The organism is Embleya sp. NPDC001921, assembly GCF_053594475.1.
Window position 1 is genome coordinate 20,494 of sequence record NZ_JBSFEO010000011.1, and the last position, 16,885, is coordinate 37,378.

Consider the following 16,885-nt stretch of genomic DNA (forward strand, 5'->3'; position numbering starts at 1 on the left):
CCACCGAGCGACAGCGCAGCGCCACACCGTGCGGCGGCGAGACCTACCGGGTCCCGCCGCCGCTCGTCGTCGACTCGCGCACCACCAACTCGGGCCGGAACACCACCTGCCGATGGGTGTGCGAGCGCGGCTGCTCGCTCTCCTCGAAAAGCAGTTCGGCGGCGGTACGCCCGAGCCGATACGTGGGCTGGCGCACCGAGGTCAACGCGACCGCGGACGCCGCCGCGAACTCGATGTCGTCGTAACCCACCACCGCGACGTCGCGCGGAATCCGCACCCCCGCGCGCAGCAGTTCGCGCATCAACCCCATCGCGAGCAGGTCGTTGGCGCAGAACACCGCCGACGGCAACCGGCCCGCCGCGAGCAGCCGCCCGGCGGCCTCCGCGCCCGAGCGCGCGTTCATCGCCGGCACCACCACGTCCCGCGTGGACGTCCCCAGGCGCAGGCCCGCGTCCCGCAGCGCGGCCCGCATGCCCCGACGCCGGTCCTCGCACTGCCGGATGCCCAGCGGACCGGTGACGAACGCGAACTCGCGATGCCCCTCGGCCACCAGATGCTCCGCGGCCAACCGGCCGCCGACCACGTCGTCCACCGCGACCGAGCACAGGTCGGCCCGGTCGTCGGCACGATCGAGGAGCACCACGGCCAGGCCCCGCGCCCGCAACTCCGCCACCGGCAGCTCGGCGTCCCGCGCGGGAGTGACCAGCACGCCGCGGACCCGCTGTTCCTGGAGCACCCGCAGATACCGCTCCTGCTTGGCCCCGGAGTCGTCCGAGTTGCACAGGATGACCACCGAGCCGGTCTCGTTGCAGGCGTCCTCCACACCGCGCGCGACATCCGTGAAGAACGGGTTCGCCACGTCCAGAACGATCAGGCCGACGGTGTTCGCGACGCCCGAACGCAGCGAACGGGCCGAGTCGTTGCGGACGAACCCGAGCAGCGCCACCGCTTCCAACACCCGGGTCCTGGTCGACTCGGCCACCCGCTCGGGGTGATTGAGCACGTTGGACACGGTGCCCACCGACACGCCGGCCCGGTGGGCCACCTCTTTGATGCTCGACGTCGTCATCCGGGATCGATCCGCTCCTCCAGGCCGGTACGCTCCGGCGGGCGCCACCAGGGCAGCCTAACGGTTGTCGCCGAGCACCTCGGCTCGGCGCCGACCGCGGGTGCGAACCGGGCGGCACCCGGGGCACGTCCGCACGATTCGCGCCCCGAGGGCGTACCGCCGGGACCCCGCGCCCCGCCCCGCCTGCTGCCTGCCGCCTGCCGCCCTCAGCCGACCGAGGCCGGTCGTACCGGCAGTCGATCCGCCGCCCTCGCCCAGTCTCCCTCGCCGACCCCACCGCGCGGCTCGTACCGGCGCAGCGGCTGGGTCGTCCGCAGCAGCCGGCGCAGGTCCGCCAGGGAACCGGTCACGCTCCCGGCGGCCCGTGCCTGCACCAGCAGATTGCCCAGCGCCGCGGCCTCGGTCGGCCCGGCCACCACCGGCAGTGCGCACGCGTCGGCGGTCGTCTGGCACAACAGCGTGTTCAGTGCCCCGCCGCCGACCACGTGCACGACGTCGACGGCGTGTCCGGACAGGCGCTGCGCGTCCAGGACGGCCGTGCGGTAGGCGAGCGCCAGGCTGTCCACGATGCAGCGCACCATCTCGCCGGGCGTGCCGGGCAACGGCCCGCCGGCCCGGCGACAGGCCGCCGCGATCCGGTCCGGCATGTCGCCGGGCGCCAGGAACGCGGGATCACCGGCGTCCACGAGGAAGCGCAGCGCCGGCACCTTCGCCGCGTCGTCGAGCAGGCGCTCCAGCGAGTGCGGTCGGCCGAGCCGGTCCCAGTGCCGCATGCACTCCTGGAGCAGCCACAGTCCCATCACGTTGCGCAGGTAGCGCACGGTGCCGTCGACGCCCAGCTCGTTGGTGAAGTTGGCCTGCCGACTCTCCTCGGTGAGCACCGGCGCGTCGAGTTCGACACCGACCAGGGACCAGGTCCCGCTGGAGATGTACGCGAAGCGTTCGCCGCGCGCGGGCACGCCGACCACCGCCGACGCGGTGTCGTGCGATCCCACGGCGGTGACCCGGACCGGCCCGCGCAGTCCGGTCTCGGCCAGCACCTCGGCGCCGAGCACACCCGCGGCCTCGCCGGGCAACCGCAGCGGTGGGAACAGGTCCGGATCGAGCCCGAGCGCCGACATGATCGCGGTCGACCAGCGCCCGGAGACCGGGTCCAGGAGCTGGGTGGTGGAGGCGTTGGTCACCTCGGTGCCGGCCACCCCGGTCAGCCAGTGCGAGATCAGGTCCGGAATCAGCAACGCCTGCCGGGCTGTCGCGAATTGCGGTGTGTCGGCGGCCGCGACGAGTTGGTGGACGGTGTTGAAGCCCGCGTGCTGAATCCCGGTGATCGCGTACAGCTCGGCCGCCGGCACGCGTGCGTACACCCGCTCGGGCACCCCCTCGGTGCGCCCGTCGCGATAGTGCACCGGATTGCCGAGCAGCGCTCCGCTCGCGTCGAGCAGCCCGAAGTCGACGGCCCACGCGTCGATTCCCACGCTCACCGGCGTCCCGGCGGTGCGTCCGGCGGCCCGTAGCCCGTCCAGGACGCCGCCGTACAACGCCAGGGCGTCCCAGTGCAGCGTGCCGGCGACGCGCACCGGCCGGTTGACGAACCGATGCGCCTCGCTCACCGTCAGCGACTCCGGCCCCACCCGTCCGGCCAGCACTCGCCCACTGGACGCCCCGAGATCGACGGCCACAAAGGTCCGCGGCGTACGCATGCCCAACACCTCCTCTTGCCTTGCCGATACGGACTCGACGTACGCGAAGTACGCGAAGTACGCGACGAATCGGATGAACTCGATGAACCGGATGAGGTCGACGGGCCGACTGAGTCGACTGACTCGACGGACTCAGCGAAGGAACGCCGCCGCGACGCCCGCGTCCACGGGGATGTGCAGGCCCGTCGTGTGCGACAACTCCCCGCCCGTCAGCGCGAAGACCGCGTTGGCCACGTGCGACGGAAGCACCTCGCGCCCCAGCAGCGTCCGCCGCGCGTAGTACTCGCCCAACTTGTCCTCCTCGACCCCGTACACCGCGGCGCGCTGCGCGCCCCACCCGGCGGCGAAGATGCCAGACCCGCGCACCACACCGTCGGGGTTGACGCCGTTGACCCGAATCCCGTGCGGACCCAACTCGGCCGCCAACAGCCGCACCTGGTGCGCCTGGTCGGCCTTGGTCGCGCCGTAGGCGATGTTGTTGGGGCCGGCGAACACCCCGTTCTTGGAGGCGATGTAGACGATGTCGCCGCCCGTGCCCTGCGCGATCATGGTGCGGGCCGCCTCGCGCGAGACCAGGAACGAGCCGCGCGCCATCACGTCGTGTTGCAGGTCCCAGTCGCGGGCCGTGGTCTCCAGGAGCGGTTTGGAGATGGACAGGCCCGCGTTGTTCACCACCAGGTCCACGCCGCCGAAGGCCAGAGCCGCCGCGGCGAACGCGGCCAGGATGCCCTCCTCGGAGGTCACGTCGACGGTGACCGGCACGGCCCGGTCCGGGCCGCCGAGGGCCTCGGCGACCTCACCCGCGGTCGCCGCGTTCACGTCCGCGACCACCACGCACGCCCCTTCGGCGACCAGCCGTTCGGCGATCGCCTTGCCGATCCCCGAACCCGCGCCGGTGACCAGGGCCACCCGACCGGCGAGCGCCCGCGGCGCGGGCCGGCGGGCCAACTTGGCCTCCTCCAGGGCCCAGTACTCGATCCGGAACTTCTCCCGCTCGTCGATCGGCGCGTAGGTCGAGATCGTCTCCGCACCGCGCATCACGTTGATCGCGTTGACGTAGAACTCGCCCGCCACCCGGGCGGTCTGCTTGTCCGGGCCGAAGGAGAACATGCCCACCCCGGGCACGAGCACGATCGCCGGATCGGCGCCGCGCATGGCCGGCGAGTCGGGTTCGGCGTGCCGCGCGTAGTAGGCGGCGTACTCGGCACGGTAGTTCGCGTGCAGTTCGGGCAGTCGGGCGAGCACGTCCTCGATCGGCGCGCCGGCCGGCAGGTCGACCACCATCGGCCGGACCTTGGTGCGCAGGAAGTGGTCCGGGCACGAGGTGCCCAGCGCGGCGAGCCTGGGGTGCTCGGCCCGGGACAGGAACTCCAACACCGGTGCGCTGTCCGTGAAATGCCCGACCCGACGCTGGTCGGTGCCGGCGAGTCCGCGCAGAACGGGCGCCAACGCGGCGGCCCTGGCCCGCCGTTGCGCCTCGGGCAGCGGTTCGGCCAGCAGCTCGCCGAACGCGTGCCGGGCCGGGTCGAGCCGCGACGCGATGAACTTCTCCGCGCCCCGGATGATGTGCAGCGAGTTGCGCTCGCACTCGGCGCTGGTGTCGCCCCAGGCCGTGATCCCGTGCCCGCCCAGCACGCAGCCGATCGCGTGTGGGTTGGCCGCCCGGATGGCCGCGATGTCCAGGCCGAGGCGGAATCCGGGTCGGCGCCACGGCACCCACGCCACGGTGTCGCCGAAACACTCGGCGGTGAGCTTCTCGCCGTCCGCCGAGGTGGCCAGGGCGATGCCCGAGTCGGGATGCAGGTGGTCCACGTGCGCGGCGTCGAGCAGACCGTGCATCGCGGTGTCGATGGACGGCGCGGCGCCGCCCTTGCCGTGCGCGCAGAAGTCGAACGCGGCGACCATCTCGTCCTCGCGCTCGTCGCCCGGGTACACCCCCACCAACGCGCGCAGCCGGTCGAGCCGCAACACGGCCAGCCCGTCCTCGGTCAGCGTGCCCAGGTCCCCGCCGGATCCCTTGACCCACATCAGTGGTACCGCCGCGCCGGTGACCGGGTCGATCCCGTCGGCCTTGGCGGAGGTGTTGCCTCCGGCGTAATTGGTATTGCGCGGATCCGCGCCCAGCGCACGGGAACGACTGAGCAGACGATCGACCTCGGACGGGGTGGCGGACATCGGCGGGCTCCTTGTACATCGGTACGGCGCGGTGCGGAAGTACGGAACTGCGGTACGGCGCGGTGCGGAACCGCGCTGCGGCAACGCGCGGTTCGCGGCGGCGCGGTGCGTACAGGCGGTACGGCGCCGCGCGGTGTGACCATGCGATGCGGCGCCGCGCGGTGTGAACATGCGGTCTGGCGCCGCGCGGTGCGAACATGCGGCCTGCGCGGGGCCGGAGGCGGGCGAAGCGGACCCCGGGCTCAGGCGCCCCAGCCGGCCGGTGTGCCCCCGACCCGCTCGGCCCGGATGCGATCGCCGTGACCCGACGCGTGATACGCCGCGACCGGATCCGGCGCGAGCCCCTGCTCCTCGCGCAACTCCTGTAGCAGCGGCCGGACATCGGTGTTGTAGGCGTCCATCAGCACGGCGTTCGCAGCGAGTACGTCGCCTGCCCGCTGCGCGTCGGCCAGTGCCGCGGCATCCACCAGGAGCGCCTTGGCGGTGGCCTCTTGGACGTTGGTCACCGAGCGGATCTGGCCGGGGATCCTCGGCTCGATGTTGTGGCACTGGTCGAGCATGAACTTGACCCCGGCGGCCGGGTCGAGCCCGCCGCCGCGCACCACCTCGTGCATGATCCGGAACAGTTGGAACGGGTCTGCCGCGCCCACCATCAGGTCGTCGTCCGCGTAGAAGCGGGAGTTGAAGTCGAACGCGCCGAGCCGGCCCTCGCGCAGCAGGAACGCCACGATGAACTCGATGTTGGTGCCCGGCGCGTGGTGTCCGGTGTCCACGCACACCACGGCCTTGGGGCCGAGCTTGAGACAGTGCGCGTAGGCCGTACCCCAGTCCGGCACGTCGGTCATGTAGAACGCGGGCTCGAAGAGCTTGTACTCCAACAGGATCCGCTGGTCCGCGCCGAGTCGCGCGTACACCTCGGCCAGCGCCTCGCCCAGGTGTCCCTGCCGGGTGGCGATGTCGCCCTGCCCCGGGTAGTTCGTGCCGTCCGAGAACCACAACTTCACATCGCGCGATCCGGTCGCGTCCAGCACGTCCACGCACGCGAGCAGGTGGTCGATCGCCTTGCGACGCACCCGCGCGTCGGGGTTGGTCACGCTGCCGAGCATGTAGTCGTCGTCCTGGAAGACGTTCGCGTTGATCGCGCCGATCCGTACGCCGTGGTCGCGCGCGTGTCGGGCCAGTTCCGCGTAGTCCTCGACCCGGTCCCACGGGATGTGCAACGACACGATCGGTGCCACTCCGGTGAAGGCGTGCACCTGGGCCGCGTCCGCGATCTTCTCGAACGGATCGCGCGGCACGCCCTCCTGGGCGAACACCTTGAACCGGGTGCCGGAATTTCCGTAGGCCCACGAAGGGGTCTCGATCCGCTGGGCGCGCAGGGCGGCCCGCACCATCGCGTGGTCCGGCATGGCGGCACTCTCCTGACGCACAGAAATGAAACGTTTCAATTCGACGCAAGGGAACGTACGACCCCACGGTCGAACCCGTCAAGACAGGGGCGCCCCGGCAGCGCCGGCCGGGCGCGGCACGCCGGGTCTCAGCGTCCGCCGACCACCACGCCCAGCACGGTCGAGGTCGGCACGTACCCGAAGTGCCGCGAGTCCTGGGTCCGCGCCGCGTCCCCGCGCACCACCAGCGATCTCGCCGGCACCCTCGCCCCGCGCACCGCCTGCACCGCCGGGCGCACCTCGCGCGGCACCGGGTCGCCCGGCACCGCCGCCACCCGCTTGACCAGCCAGCGCAGTTCGTCCTCCGCGCCGAACCGGACCGGGTTGCGGAAGACGATCGCGTCGCCGCGCCGCACCGTGGTGGTCCGGCGCACGAGAAGCCGCTCGCCGTGCACGAACGCGGGCGCCATGCTCATCCCGGTCACCCGCACCAGGGCGACTCGCGAGCGCACCGCCCAGACGGCCGGCGCCGCGGTCGCCACGATCGCGGCGACCACCAGGGCACCGCGTGTACTCGGGTTCACTGCGCGTCCTCCGCGATCCTGGTCGAGTCGTCCAGCCGATCCGAGTCCCGGTATCCGGCCGCCTGGAGCCCGAACAGCCGGGCATAGTGCCCATCGGCCAACGCCATCAACTGGTCGTGGCGGCCCAGTTCGGCGATCCGGCCGTCGGCGAGCACGGCGATGGTGTCCGCGTCGCGCAGCGCGCCGAGCCGGTGCGACGCCAGCAGGCTCGTCCGGCCGGCCCGATGCCGGTGCAGTGTGCGGTGCACGTCGTGTTCGGCCTCGGGGTCCAGGCCCGAACCGGGCTCGTCCAGGATCAGCAGGTCCGCGTCGGCGCGCATCAGCGAGCGGGCCGGCGCGACCCGCTGCCACTGGCCGCCGGACAGCGTGACACCGGCCTTGTCGTCGTCCTCGTCCAGGTGCACCCGGCTCAACTGGGTGCGGTAGCCGTCCGGCAGCGCGGACAGGTCCGCGTCGATGCCCGCCGACACCGCGCCGGCCCGGGTCCGGACCAGGTCCTCGCGGTGGGCCAGGTCGCCGATACCGATGTTCTCCGCCGCCGAGAGGTCGTAGGTCATGTAGTTAGCGGTAGTGGCTACGGCAGGCGCAGAACCGGCCGTGTTCCGGGACGCACGCCCCGGTTCGTTTCTCGCGGAGGACGAGTCCCAACAGTTCGTCGCCCGTCGTGCCGATCACACGGTTCATCGTGGACCTCCATTGCAGGGTCGATTCGACGGAAGCGGGGTGTGCTTCTGCCGGAGGCGACGCTAAACCCGTACGACGCCGAGTGGCAAGAGAATGCGAGCGGCCCGAATTGACGAGTATCTTCTTTGTTTCGGACCGGTTCCGGGTGAGCACTCTTGCCATGGGCGGGCCCGGGGATACATTTCGCCGGTCGTGTTCGCGGTCCCGTTCACGGATCCTGTACGCCGGTCCCGTTCGCCCGTGCGTGGCGGGCCCGGAGGTCGGCCGACATCCTTCGCCGCCTCGGGAGAGTCGCCATGCCGTCGTTGATCGCCGCCGTGGTCCTGGTCACCGTGTTGTGTCTGGCGAACCTGCTGCTCACCTTCGACGTCGTGCGCAGGCTGCGCGCGCGAGGCGGGCCCGGGCACGGCGGACACGACGCGGACGTCGCGGACCCGGTGCTGCCGGTGGGTGCGACGGTGCCCGCCTTCACCGCGGTCACCATCGCAGGTGAGACGGTGTCCCGGGACGGTTTGGGGGCCGTGCTGTTCGGCTTCTTCGCACCGGGGTGTCCGGCCTGCGCGGAGCGGTTGCCGCTGTTCGTGAAGGCCGCGCGCAAGGCGGCCGGCGAGGGTCGGCGGGTGCTCGCGGTGGTGCACGGCGACGAGGCGGACACGTGCGAGCAGGTCGCCGCGCCGACCGCGGTCGCGCGGGTCGTGGTGGAGCCGGCCGACGGTCCGTTGGGCCGGGGGTTCGCGGTCGCCGGATATCCGGTGTTCGGTTTGCCGGATGCGAATGGCAGGGTCACGCGAGCGGTTTCGACCCGAAAGCCCTTTCCGCACCGGTGCGCACCGCGGCCTGATATGACGGATTCGGCCGGGCGCGGGTGGATTCCGACAGGGTCGTTTATCCGGATGCGTGATTCCCGGGCGTGATCATTCTCGGCGGGTAATTTGCTCCCGGCAATCGGGCTATAGTCGTGGAACGCGGAGGCGTTCCCGCGCGAACCTCGATTTATTACCGGGATCAGATATCCACCGGCGGGAATTCGCCGCGCCGGGCGAGCGCGGTTTCGCCCCGTCACGCAAGGAGTGCACGTGTCAGGTTCGTTCATTGCCCGCAGACACCGCGGACACCGCGGGCACCGCGGAGTCGCCGGTGCGGCGGTCGCGTTGACCCTGGCGCTGGCCGCCGTGGCGGGTTGCGGGTCCGAAGGAGGGTCGGACGCGGACGCGAATCCGCCCCGGGCGGCGGACGGTTCGCCGTCGGCGGCCTCGCAGCCGGCGAGCCCGACCGCGCCGGTGAGTGCGCCCGCTCCGGAAGTCCCGACCACGTCGGCGAGCCCGACGGCGCCGGCGAATCCGACGGCACCGGGGGCCGCCCCGGCCACGAACACCCCCGCGCCGCCCGGGCAGGCCGCACCCGGCACCTCGGCCAAGCAGGTCGTGCCGCCCGCCGCCGACGCCCCGTTCGACTACCAGATCGGCGGCCCCTACCCGCCGCCGGCGAACGTGCGCGTGGTGATCCGCGATCGGGGCGCGCGGCCCGAACCCGGGCGGTACAACATCTGCTACGTCAACGCCTTCCAGACCCAGCCGGACGCGCGGGCGTGGTGGGAGAAGGAGCACCCGGACCTGCTCCTGCGCAAGGCCGGCAAGGTGGTGCTGGACGAGGACTGGGGCGAGGCCCTGCTCGACGTGTCCACCCAGGCCAAGCGCGCCGCGCTGATCGAGGTGGTCGGGCCCTGGATCGACGACTGCGCCCGACGCGGCTTCCAGGCCGTCGAACCCGACAACCTGGACTCCTACAGCCGCTCGGGCGGCCTGTTGACCATCGAACACGACGCCGCGTTCGCCCGGCTGCTGACCGGGCGCGCCCATGCCGCGGGCCTGGCCATCGGGCAGAAGAACACCGTCGAACTGGCCGGCCGCCGCACCGAGATCGGCTTCGACTTCGCGGTCGCCGAGGAGTGCGGCCACTACGACGAGTGCGGGGCCTACGCCGCGGCCTACGCCGATCGGGTCTTCGTCGTCGAGTACACCCGGGCCGACTTCGACACCGCGTGCCGTGGCTGGGGCGGCAAGGTCTCCGTCGTACTCCGCGACCGTCAGGTCACCGCGCCCGGCAACTCGGCGCACGTATACGCGAGTTGCTGACGTTGCCGATCCGGACCGTCAGGACACCGCACCCGGCAGCCCAACCCATGGGTAAGCGAGCTGCCGATCCGGACCGTCAGGACACCGCACCCGGCAGCCCAACCCATGGGTAAGCGAGCTGCCGATCCGGACCGTCAGGACACCGCCATCGGCAACTCGGCCGACCTGTGGTCGAGTTGCCGATCCGGCGCACGCCGTGGGCGCCGCGCCGGCCCGGGCGGTCCCGGCCGGCGCGGCGACGCCGTCACACCCGGGCGTGGGTGGTGATGTCCTCCTCGAAGAGCTCGACCATGCTCGCGGTCACCGTGGGGCGGGACTGGGCGAGGGCGTCCAGGTAGTCCTCGGTGTGCGCGCCCGGGCCGTCGCCGGCGGTCTCGTCGAACAGGTCGCGTTCGAAGGAGGCCTGGGCGGCGATCCGCGCCGCGTGGCCGATGTCGGCGGGCGTGAGCAGCTCGCTCGCCGCCACCAGCGCGTCCAGGTCCACGTCCGGACGGGCCGACGCGTACCGGGTCCACATCGCCCGGCGCGCGTCCGCGTCCGGCGTGCCCACCGGGATGATGTAGTCGAATCGGCCGGGCCGCAGGAACGCGGGGTCCAGCGAGCGCACCGAGTTGGTCGCGCAGACCAGCAGCCGGTCGCCGTGTTCGCGAAACGCCGGGATCAGCTTGAGCAGTTCGTTGGTCACCGCGTGCACGGCGCCGGCCCGGGCGTGCCGCACCGGCGCGATCTCCTCGACCTCGTCGATGAACACCACGATGCGCTCGAGTCGGGCCAGCCGCCCGAACGCCTCGCGCAGCGCCGCCGCCAGGTTGCCGCCGTCGGCCAGCCGCGAGGGCAGCAACTCCACGAACGGCCAGCCCAGGCGCGAGGCGATGGCCCGGGCGAAGGTGGTCTTGCCGGTTCCGGGCGGGCCGAACAACGCGATCGCGCTGGGCGGTTCCACTCCGTGCCGAAGCGCGCGCTCGGGATCGGCCAACGGCAGCACCACCCGCCGCTCGATCAGGTTCTTCTCCACCTCCATGCCGGCCACCTTCGACCACAGGTCGCCCGGCAACATCCGTCCGCCGAGCCGATCCAGGGTCTCCGCCGCGTGGTCGTCGACCGGCTCCACCTTCTCGAAGTAGGCGACCGCCGGGCGCCGTTCGTAGCCCGCGTTGCGCAGGCCCTGCTCCCGCGAGTCCTCCTCCGGCAGCACGTAGGCGATCCGCCGCACCCGCTCCTCGACCAGCCGGCGCTCCAGCGCGAGCAGCAGCGTGCTGGTCAGGCCCAGGCCGCGCGCGGCGGGCGAGATGGCGATCCGCATCACCCAGGCCCGCCCCTCGGAGACCGTGGCCAGCGCCGCCCCGACCACCGCGCCGTCCCGACGCGCCACCATCGCGGGCTGCCGCGAGGTCAGCGCGTTGATGCACTCCGACAGCGAGAAGACCGACTCCTGCCCGAGGCCGGTCGTGGTGTCGATGAGGTGCACCACCGCTGCGAGGTCCTCCTCGCGGTAGTCCTGTATGAGCCAGACCATGAACAGCTCCGTCCGTGGATCGAGTGCCTCGACGAGTGGCAAACAGTAGGGAGGGTAGCGGCGCCGCGAACGCGTCGTTGTGTACAAATAGACACGCGAACTTGGTCACCGCGGGGATGGACATCCCGCCCTGTGGCTGCGGCATGCGAGTCGGTGACACCCTGCGACCACACTCGTCCCACCGGGGCACAATGGCCACGACCTCGACCGCATTGTCCGGCCCGCCCGGGCCGCCCGACCCCTACGGAGCACACATGACCGTCTCGTCCGCGTCCGGCCCCGCCCACGCGTCCGGTGTCTTCCCGATCGGCGGCGACCTGCCGGTGCGCCGACTCGGGTTCGGCGCGATGCAGCTCACCGGGACCGGTGTCTGGGGCGAGCCCAAGGACCGCCGGGAGGCGATCCGGGTACTGCGCCGCGCCGTCGAACTCGGGGTGAACCTGATCGACACCGCCGACTCGTACGGCCCGTTCGTCAGCGAGCAACTCATCCGCGAGGCCCTGCACCCGTACGCCGATGACGTGGTGATCGCCACCAAGGGCGGCTTCGCCCGCACCGGGCCGGGCGAGTGGCACGCGCTCGGCCGGCCCGAGTACCTGCGCCAGCAGACCGAACTGAGCCTGCGCCACCTCGGCCTGGACCGGATCGACCTCTACCAACTGCACCGGATCGACCCGCGGGTCCCGCTCGCGGACCAGCTCGGCGAGCTCGGCCGGCTGCGTGAGGAGGGCAAGATCCGACACATCGGCCTGTCCGAGGTCACCGTCGAGCAACTGCGCGAGGCCCGGGAGATCGTCGAGATCGTCTCCGTGCAGAACCTGTACAACCTGGCAAACCGCAAGGCCGAGGCCGTGCTCGACTACGCGGCGCGAGAGAACATCGCCTTCATCCCGTGGTTCCCGATGGCCACCGGCGAACTCGCGCGCCCGGGCGGACCGTTGGACCAGGCCGCCAAGGAACACGGCGCGGCGCCCTCGCAGCTGGCGCTGGCGTGGTTGATGCACCGCTCCCCGGTGATGCTGCCGATCCCGGGCACCTCCAGCGTCGCGCACCTGGAGGAGAACACCGAGGCGGCCCGGATCGAGCTGTCCGACGAGCAGTTCGAGGCGCTGTCGGCCGCGGTCTGAAAACCATCGGTCGGGCCCGGCCCGGCCGGCGCCGCGTCCCGTCCCGCCGGACGGGACGGGACGCCCCACCCGAGCCGGCCACGAGCGGGGCGGCCGAGGGTACGAGAACGCCTGCCCGGCCCCGAGGTTCCGGGGCCGGGCAGGCGTCCTCGTGCCCTCGTGGGCATCCCGGCCATGGACGGCGGCCGGGATGCCCGTTCGGGGGCCTACTGCTGGACGATGGTCAGGTTGGGCACCCAGCTCTCCGGCAGGCTGCCGTGGAAGGCCACCCGCTGCGTGCCGGTGTTCAGGCCCGCGAAGAGCGACGTCGGCAGCCGCCAGACGTATTGGCCGTTGGTGGTGGAGATCAGCGGCGAGGGCGTCATGGCCACGAACTGCCATGTTCCGTCCCAGATCGGACCGTTCTGCACGGCCTTGTACAGATTACCGTTCTCGAGCATGAAGTCGGCCCCGATCCCCGGGAATCCGTTCGGGACGAGATAGCCGCTGTTCCCGTTGTTGTCCGCGTCGATGAAGACGTGGTGTGTCGCGAACGGCAGTTGGAAGGTCGCCTTGTACTCGGCCTGAGTGGCGGTCAGGGTCGCCGATTGATTCACGATCGGGCCGCCCACCGGCGGCGGCGGGGTGAGCGAGACCGGCGTCGTGTGTGCGGAGACCCGGCCCGTGGCGTCCCGGGCGACCACGTCGAAGGAGTAGGTGGATCCGGGCGTCAGGTCACCCAGATGCGCGGAGGTCTGGCCCGCCGGCACCGTCGCCATACGGGCGTTGTTCTGGTAGATGTCGTAGGCCTCGACGGCGGCCGACCCCGGCGTCGACGCGGCCCAGGAGAGCCGCACCGAGGTGGGGCCGCCGACCGTGGCGGTGTACGACCCGGGCACGCCCGGCGGGTTGGCGCCCGGTGCCGAGGTGGTGACGTTCCGAGCCGGGCTCGCGGCCGACAACACCCCCGCGTCGTTGCGGGCGCGAACCGTGAACGCGTATGCCGTGGACGGGTCGAGGTCCGTGGCGGTGAACTGCGCGGTGCCGGTGCTCCGATGCGGCACCGAGCCGATCTTGATGTTGTTCCGGTACACATCGTAGCCGGCTACCGTGCTCGGGCCCGCGTTCGGCCAGCTCAGTTGTACCGACGTGGCCGCGGTGGCGGAGGCGGTGGGCTGCGCCGGGGTCGCCGGGGCGGCGGTGGGGGCGACCTTGGCCGCGGCGAGTTCCGCCGACCAGTAGGAGGCGTCGGGAAGGAGGTCCCACGGGTTCGAGTTGAGCTGGTCGGGCGTGACGTAGACGGTCCCGGCGTTCTTCTGCTTGCTCTGCGCCACGGCGAGCGGCATCTGCGCCGCGGAGGTCTCGTAGATCAGGTGCCAGAACTTGGACGGGTCGCTGTCGAGTTCCCACTGCGGCGGGTTGAAGGCCTGGTAGTCGTTGTAGTTGCCCTCGAAGGTGACCTGGATGTCGGCCGCGTCCTCATAGCACTGCGGGATGTCGATGCCGGGGTTGTCCACCACCAGCGCGCCCGGATGGTTGCGCTTGGTGTAGGCGGTGAGCGCGCGGTACTCGTTGACGTAGGCCTGCGAACCGGCGGTGGGGCCGCACACGTTCTGCCCCTGGTCGAAGAAGATCCCGTCGATGTCGGAGCCGTACAACCGGTACCACTTGTCCACGTCGTGCTGGATCTGGATCCGCCACGCCTCGATCGTCGACTCGCCGAGTCGGGTGGTCTTCGGGGCACCGATGGTGTTGGTCCCGAAGTAGCCGGTGTCGACGTAGGCGATCACCTTGCCGCCCGCCTGCCGCACCTTCTGGATCGCGGCGGCGAATACGGCGTTCGGGGTGCTCTCGTCGAAGCTGGGGCCGTTGGCGATGTTGACGATGGTCAGCCCCGGCGTGCCGGCACCACTGCCGAGCGTCGCCCAGTACTGCTTGCCGCCCGGGTCGACGCCGGGGTGGAAGTAGGCCGGGATGCCGACCTGTTGGTTGATCCCGGGACCGGGGTCGGCCTGGGCGGCCGGCGCGGTCGCGACCAGCGACCCGCCGAGCAGGGCGGCCGTCGCGGCGACCGCCGCGGCCCCGCGCGCTCGCCATGAGCGGGCGCGAGAATCCGTGCGCATTCGTACTCCTTCGGGAAAGGTCTGTTTCCGGATGGGACGGTGGCTCATTTCTTGAGAAGGGCGTTGACATCGCTGTTCGCCTGGCCGAGCGCGGACTTGGCGTCGGTCTGCCCGAGCCAGATCCGGTCGACGGCGCTCTGCACGATGTCCAGGATCCGGTCGCCCTGGTCGGTGACCGGAAGTACGAAGGTCTCGCCGGGAGTCTTGACCGGTTCGGTGAAGACCCGCATGTCCCGGCCCGCGGCCTGCTGCGCGGCCTCGGCCTTGACCGAGGAGGAGGTGATCGCCGGGAAGACGACAGCCTCTTCGGCGACGATGTCCTGGCACTCGGTGGAGGCCAGGAACTTCACCCACTGCCAGGCCTCTTCCTTGTGCTTGCCGTTCGCGTAGATCGCGTCGGACAGGCCGTTGATCGGCGTCTTGCGCCCGGCGGGACCGGTCGGCATGCCGGTGAAGGCGACCTTGCCGTCGCTCATGTAGGTCTTGGCCATCCACGAGCCCGCGATGGTCATCGCGGCCTTGCCGGACTGGAGCAACCCGTCCGCGCCGACCGTCGACTGCTTGTCGTACGGCGGCATGTACCCCTTCTTGATCAGCCCGGCGAACCAGTCGAGGGTCTGCGCCAGCTTGGGGTCGGTGTAGTTGTACTTGGTGCCGAACGGGTTCTTGTCCACGTATTGGAAGCCGTTGGACGCCGCGAACGGCCCCCAGGAGTCCTGTCCGACCGCTCCGCCCTCGTAGGCGATGGCGAGGCCGTACGTCTTGACCTTGCTCTTGTCGAAGGCCGGGTCCAGGCCGTTGCGGCCGTTCTCGTCGACGGTCAGCGCGGCCACGGCGCGGCCGAAGTCGCCGCCGTCCACCGGGTTCCAGTTCCACGCGCCCAGCGCCTGGGGGGTCAGTTGGGCGCGCTGGGCGAGGTCCTTGTTGTAGGCGACACCCATCGTGCCCCAGTCCTTGGGCAGGCCGTAGCGCTTTCCGTCACGTGTCCACACGTCGGCCAGGTTGGGCTGGAATCGAGCCAGGTCCACGCCGTCGCGCTGGATGTAGGAGGTGAGGTCCTGGATCTGGTTGTTCTTCTGGAACTGCGGGAAGTACAGGACGGAATCGGTGAACACGTCCGGCGCGGTGCCCGAGACGACCTGCGTGGTCAGGTTCTGCCAGTACTGTGCCCACGCGGTCTGGGTGACTTCGACGCTGATCTTCGGGTTCTTCGCGTGGAAGGCGTCCGCGCACTTCTTGTACGCGGGGACCTGGTTGTCGTCCCACAGCGAGTACTTGAGCTTCACCGAGCCACCGCCGCCACTCCCGGAGGAGCCACTGGAACCGCACCCGGCGGCCACCAGCACCGCGCTCGCCACCAGGGCGGCGGACTTGACGACGGGCGATCTCAGCGAACGGCGCATGACGGAACGGGACATGGGGATCTCCTCGAGGGGTTCACTTGAGGCCGGTGAAGTTGAGCCCGTTGACGATCCGTCGCCCGAAGACGATCAGCAGGATCAGCATCGGGATCACCGAGAGCGTCGACGCGGCCATCAGGCCGGTCCAGTCGGGGCGGGCGTTGGGCGACTGCTGGAGGAACACGCCGATGCCGGTGGTGAGTACGCGGTTGTCCGGGTCGTTGCCGACCAGGAGCGGCCACAGGTAGTCCTTCCAGGCCCACACCGCGGTGGTCAGCGCGATGGTCAGGATCGGGCCCTTGCTCATCGGCAGCACCACCCGCCAGAAGATCCGCCAGTGGCCGGCGCCGTCGAGCATCGCCGCCTCCTCGATCTCGCGGGGGACCGACATGAAGAACTGGCGTAGGAAGAACACCGTGAACGGGGTCATCAGCAGCGTGGGCGCGACCATGCCGGCGAAGCTGTTCAGCAGGCCCAGGTCCTTGACCATCACGAAGTTGGGCAGCAGCGTGAAGATCGGCGGCACCATCAGCGCGCCGACCACGACCGCGAAGGCGAACTCCCGGCCGCGGAAGCGCAGTCGGGCCAGCGCGTAGCCGGCCATCGCGCAGGACATGGTCTGTCCCACCACGATCGCGGTGGTGTAGATGATCGAGTTGCGGGTGTACAGCAGGAAGTCCAGGTCGGCCCCGGACCCGCCGGCCGCCCGACTCTCCTCCACCGAACCCAGGCCGAGCACCCGCTTGAAGTTGGCGAAGGTGAAGTGCTCGGGCCACAGCGACGTGCTGTCGGTGTAGAGGTGATTGCCGTCGGTCAGCGCGGTGCGCAACATCCAGTAGAACGGGAACAGCGTGATCAGCAGCGAGATCGCGAGCACCAGCCAGGCCGCCGCGCGGCCGGGGGTGAGCCGCTTGCGGCGGGACTCGCGGCGCCCGCTCTCGGGCACCGGCGCGGCGGGCGCGGCCGCGGCGGCGGGGCGGACCTGCGTGGATGTGGACATGGTCG

The 16,885-nt window shown here is 71.3% G+C and carries 13 protein-coding genes; 3 read left to right on the forward strand and 10 right to left on the reverse strand.

Translation table 11 applies throughout. The features are described 5' to 3' along the window. Positions 1-43: 43 nt before the first annotated feature. The 6 genes from ACWCPW_RS15300 to ACWCPW_RS15325 all read right to left on the reverse strand — a co-directional run bounded on the left by ACWCPW_RS15300 (position 44) and on the right by ACWCPW_RS15325 (position 7,473). A complete protein-coding gene (locus tag ACWCPW_RS15300; RefSeq protein ID WP_449762014.1) occupies positions 44-1,069 on the reverse strand; it encodes a LacI family DNA-binding transcriptional regulator in 1,026 nt (341 codons plus the stop codon). 206 nt (positions 1,070-1,275) lie between these two features. Further along, positions 1,276-2,769 carry a rhamnulokinase gene (locus ACWCPW_RS15305; protein WP_449762015.1) on the reverse strand — a complete coding sequence of 498 codons (1,494 nt, stop codon included), beginning with the start codon at positions 2,767-2,769 and terminating at the stop codon, positions 1,276-1,278. Between the two features lie 132 nt (positions 2,770-2,901). Further along, complete coding sequence (locus tag ACWCPW_RS15310; RefSeq protein ID WP_449762016.1) at positions 2,902-4,944, reverse strand: bifunctional aldolase/short-chain dehydrogenase; 2,043 nt, start codon at positions 4,942-4,944, stop codon at positions 2,902-2,904. Between the two features lie 242 nt (positions 4,945-5,186). Further along, positions 5,187-6,353 (reverse strand): L-rhamnose isomerase, encoded by a 1,167-nt coding sequence (gene rhaI / locus ACWCPW_RS15315; RefSeq protein WP_449762017.1) that lies wholly within the window; start codon positions 6,351-6,353, stop codon positions 5,187-5,189. A gap of 128 nt (positions 6,354-6,481) precedes the next feature. Beyond that, positions 6,482-6,916, reverse strand: a complete 435-nt coding sequence (locus tag ACWCPW_RS15320) for a S26 family signal peptidase (RefSeq protein WP_449762018.1) — start codon at positions 6,914-6,916, stop codon at positions 6,482-6,484. After that, positions 6,913-7,473, reverse strand: a complete 561-nt coding sequence (locus ACWCPW_RS15325; RefSeq protein WP_449762019.1) for an ATP-binding cassette domain-containing protein — start codon at positions 7,471-7,473, stop codon at positions 6,913-6,915. The genes ACWCPW_RS15320 and ACWCPW_RS15325 overlap by 4 nt, the downstream gene beginning before the upstream one ends. A gap of 423 nt (positions 7,474-7,896) precedes the next feature. Between ACWCPW_RS15325 and ACWCPW_RS15330 the strand changes: the two genes are divergently transcribed. Both ACWCPW_RS15330 and ACWCPW_RS15335 read left to right on the forward strand, forming a co-directional pair. Beyond that, positions 7,897-8,514: a TlpA family protein disulfide reductase gene (locus tag ACWCPW_RS15330; RefSeq protein WP_449762020.1), complete on the forward strand. Its 618-nt coding sequence runs from the start codon at positions 7,897-7,899 to the stop codon at positions 8,512-8,514. A 366-nt stretch (positions 8,515-8,880) separates the two neighbouring features. Next, complete coding sequence (locus tag ACWCPW_RS15335) at positions 8,881-9,735, forward strand: endo alpha-1,4 polygalactosaminidase (protein WP_449762198.1); 855 nt, start codon at positions 8,881-8,883, stop codon at positions 9,733-9,735. A gap of 244 nt (positions 9,736-9,979) precedes the next feature. Here the strand turns inward: ACWCPW_RS15335 and ACWCPW_RS15340 are convergent, their stop codons facing one another. Continuing rightward, positions 9,980-11,251 (reverse strand): ATP-binding protein, encoded by a 1,272-nt coding sequence (locus tag ACWCPW_RS15340; RefSeq protein ID WP_449762021.1) that lies wholly within the window; start codon positions 11,249-11,251, stop codon positions 9,980-9,982. 254 nt (positions 11,252-11,505) lie between these two features. Here ACWCPW_RS15340 and ACWCPW_RS15345 point away from each other — a divergent pair, with 254 nt between their 5' ends. Continuing rightward, a complete protein-coding gene (locus ACWCPW_RS15345) occupies positions 11,506-12,378 on the forward strand; it encodes an aldo/keto reductase (RefSeq protein ID WP_449762022.1) in 873 nt (290 codons plus the stop codon). A 206-nt stretch (positions 12,379-12,584) separates the two neighbouring features. Here the strand turns inward: ACWCPW_RS15345 and ACWCPW_RS15350 are convergent, their stop codons facing one another. Genes ACWCPW_RS15350 through ACWCPW_RS15360 form a run of 3 tightly spaced genes read right to left on the reverse strand, consistent with a single transcriptional unit; the run spans position 12,585 to position 16,880 of the window. Further along, positions 12,585-14,480: a spherulation-specific family 4 protein gene (locus ACWCPW_RS15350; RefSeq protein ID WP_449762023.1), complete on the reverse strand. Its 1,896-nt coding sequence runs from the start codon at positions 14,478-14,480 to the stop codon at positions 12,585-12,587. A 44-nt stretch (positions 14,481-14,524) separates the two neighbouring features. Then, the gene (locus tag ACWCPW_RS15355; protein ID WP_449762024.1) at positions 14,525-15,898 is read right to left on the reverse strand and encodes an ABC transporter substrate-binding protein; all 1,374 of its coding nucleotides are present in this window, start codon (positions 15,896-15,898) and stop codon (positions 14,525-14,527) included. Between the two features lie 19 nt (positions 15,899-15,917). Then, positions 15,918-16,880: a carbohydrate ABC transporter permease gene (locus ACWCPW_RS15360; RefSeq protein ID WP_449762025.1), complete on the reverse strand. Its 963-nt coding sequence runs from the start codon at positions 16,878-16,880 to the stop codon at positions 15,918-15,920. Positions 16,881-16,885 lie beyond the last annotated feature (5 nt).

Bases quoted from the DNA above. Each gene is read 5' to 3' on its own strand.
- ACWCPW_RS15300 (WP_449762014.1), bottom strand. From the start codon at position 1,069: ATGACGACGTCGAGCATCAAAGAGGTGGCCCACCGGGCCGGCGTGTCG.
- ACWCPW_RS15305 (WP_449762015.1), bottom strand. From the start codon at position 2,769: ATGCGTACGCCGCGGACCTTTGTGGCCGTCGATCTCGGGGCGTCCAGT.
- ACWCPW_RS15310 (WP_449762016.1), bottom strand. From the start codon at position 4,944: ATGTCCGCCACCCCGTCCGAGGTCGATCGTCTGCTCAGTCGTTCCCGT.
- rhaI (WP_449762017.1), bottom strand. From the start codon at position 6,353: ATGCCGGACCACGCGATGGTGCGGGCCGCCCTGCGCGCCCAGCGGATC.
- ACWCPW_RS15325 (WP_449762019.1), bottom strand. From the start codon at position 7,473: ATGACCTACGACCTCTCGGCGGCGGAGAACATCGGTATCGGCGACCTG.
- ACWCPW_RS15330 (WP_449762020.1), top strand. From the start codon at position 7,897: ATGCCGTCGTTGATCGCCGCCGTGGTCCTGGTCACCGTGTTGTGTCTG.
- ACWCPW_RS15340 (WP_449762021.1), bottom strand. From the start codon at position 11,251: ATGGTCTGGCTCATACAGGACTACCGCGAGGAGGACCTCGCAGCGGTG.
- ACWCPW_RS15345 (WP_449762022.1), top strand. From the start codon at position 11,506: ATGACCGTCTCGTCCGCGTCCGGCCCCGCCCACGCGTCCGGTGTCTTC.
- ACWCPW_RS15350 (WP_449762023.1), bottom strand. From the start codon at position 14,480: ATGCGCACGGATTCTCGCGCCCGCTCATGGCGAGCGCGCGGGGCCGCG.
- ACWCPW_RS15355 (WP_449762024.1), bottom strand. From the start codon at position 15,898: ATGTCCCGTTCCGTCATGCGCCGTTCGCTGAGATCGCCCGTCGTCAAG.
- ACWCPW_RS15360 (WP_449762025.1), bottom strand. From the start codon at position 16,880: ATGTCCACATCCACGCAGGTCCGCCCCGCCGCCGCGGCCGCGCCCGCC.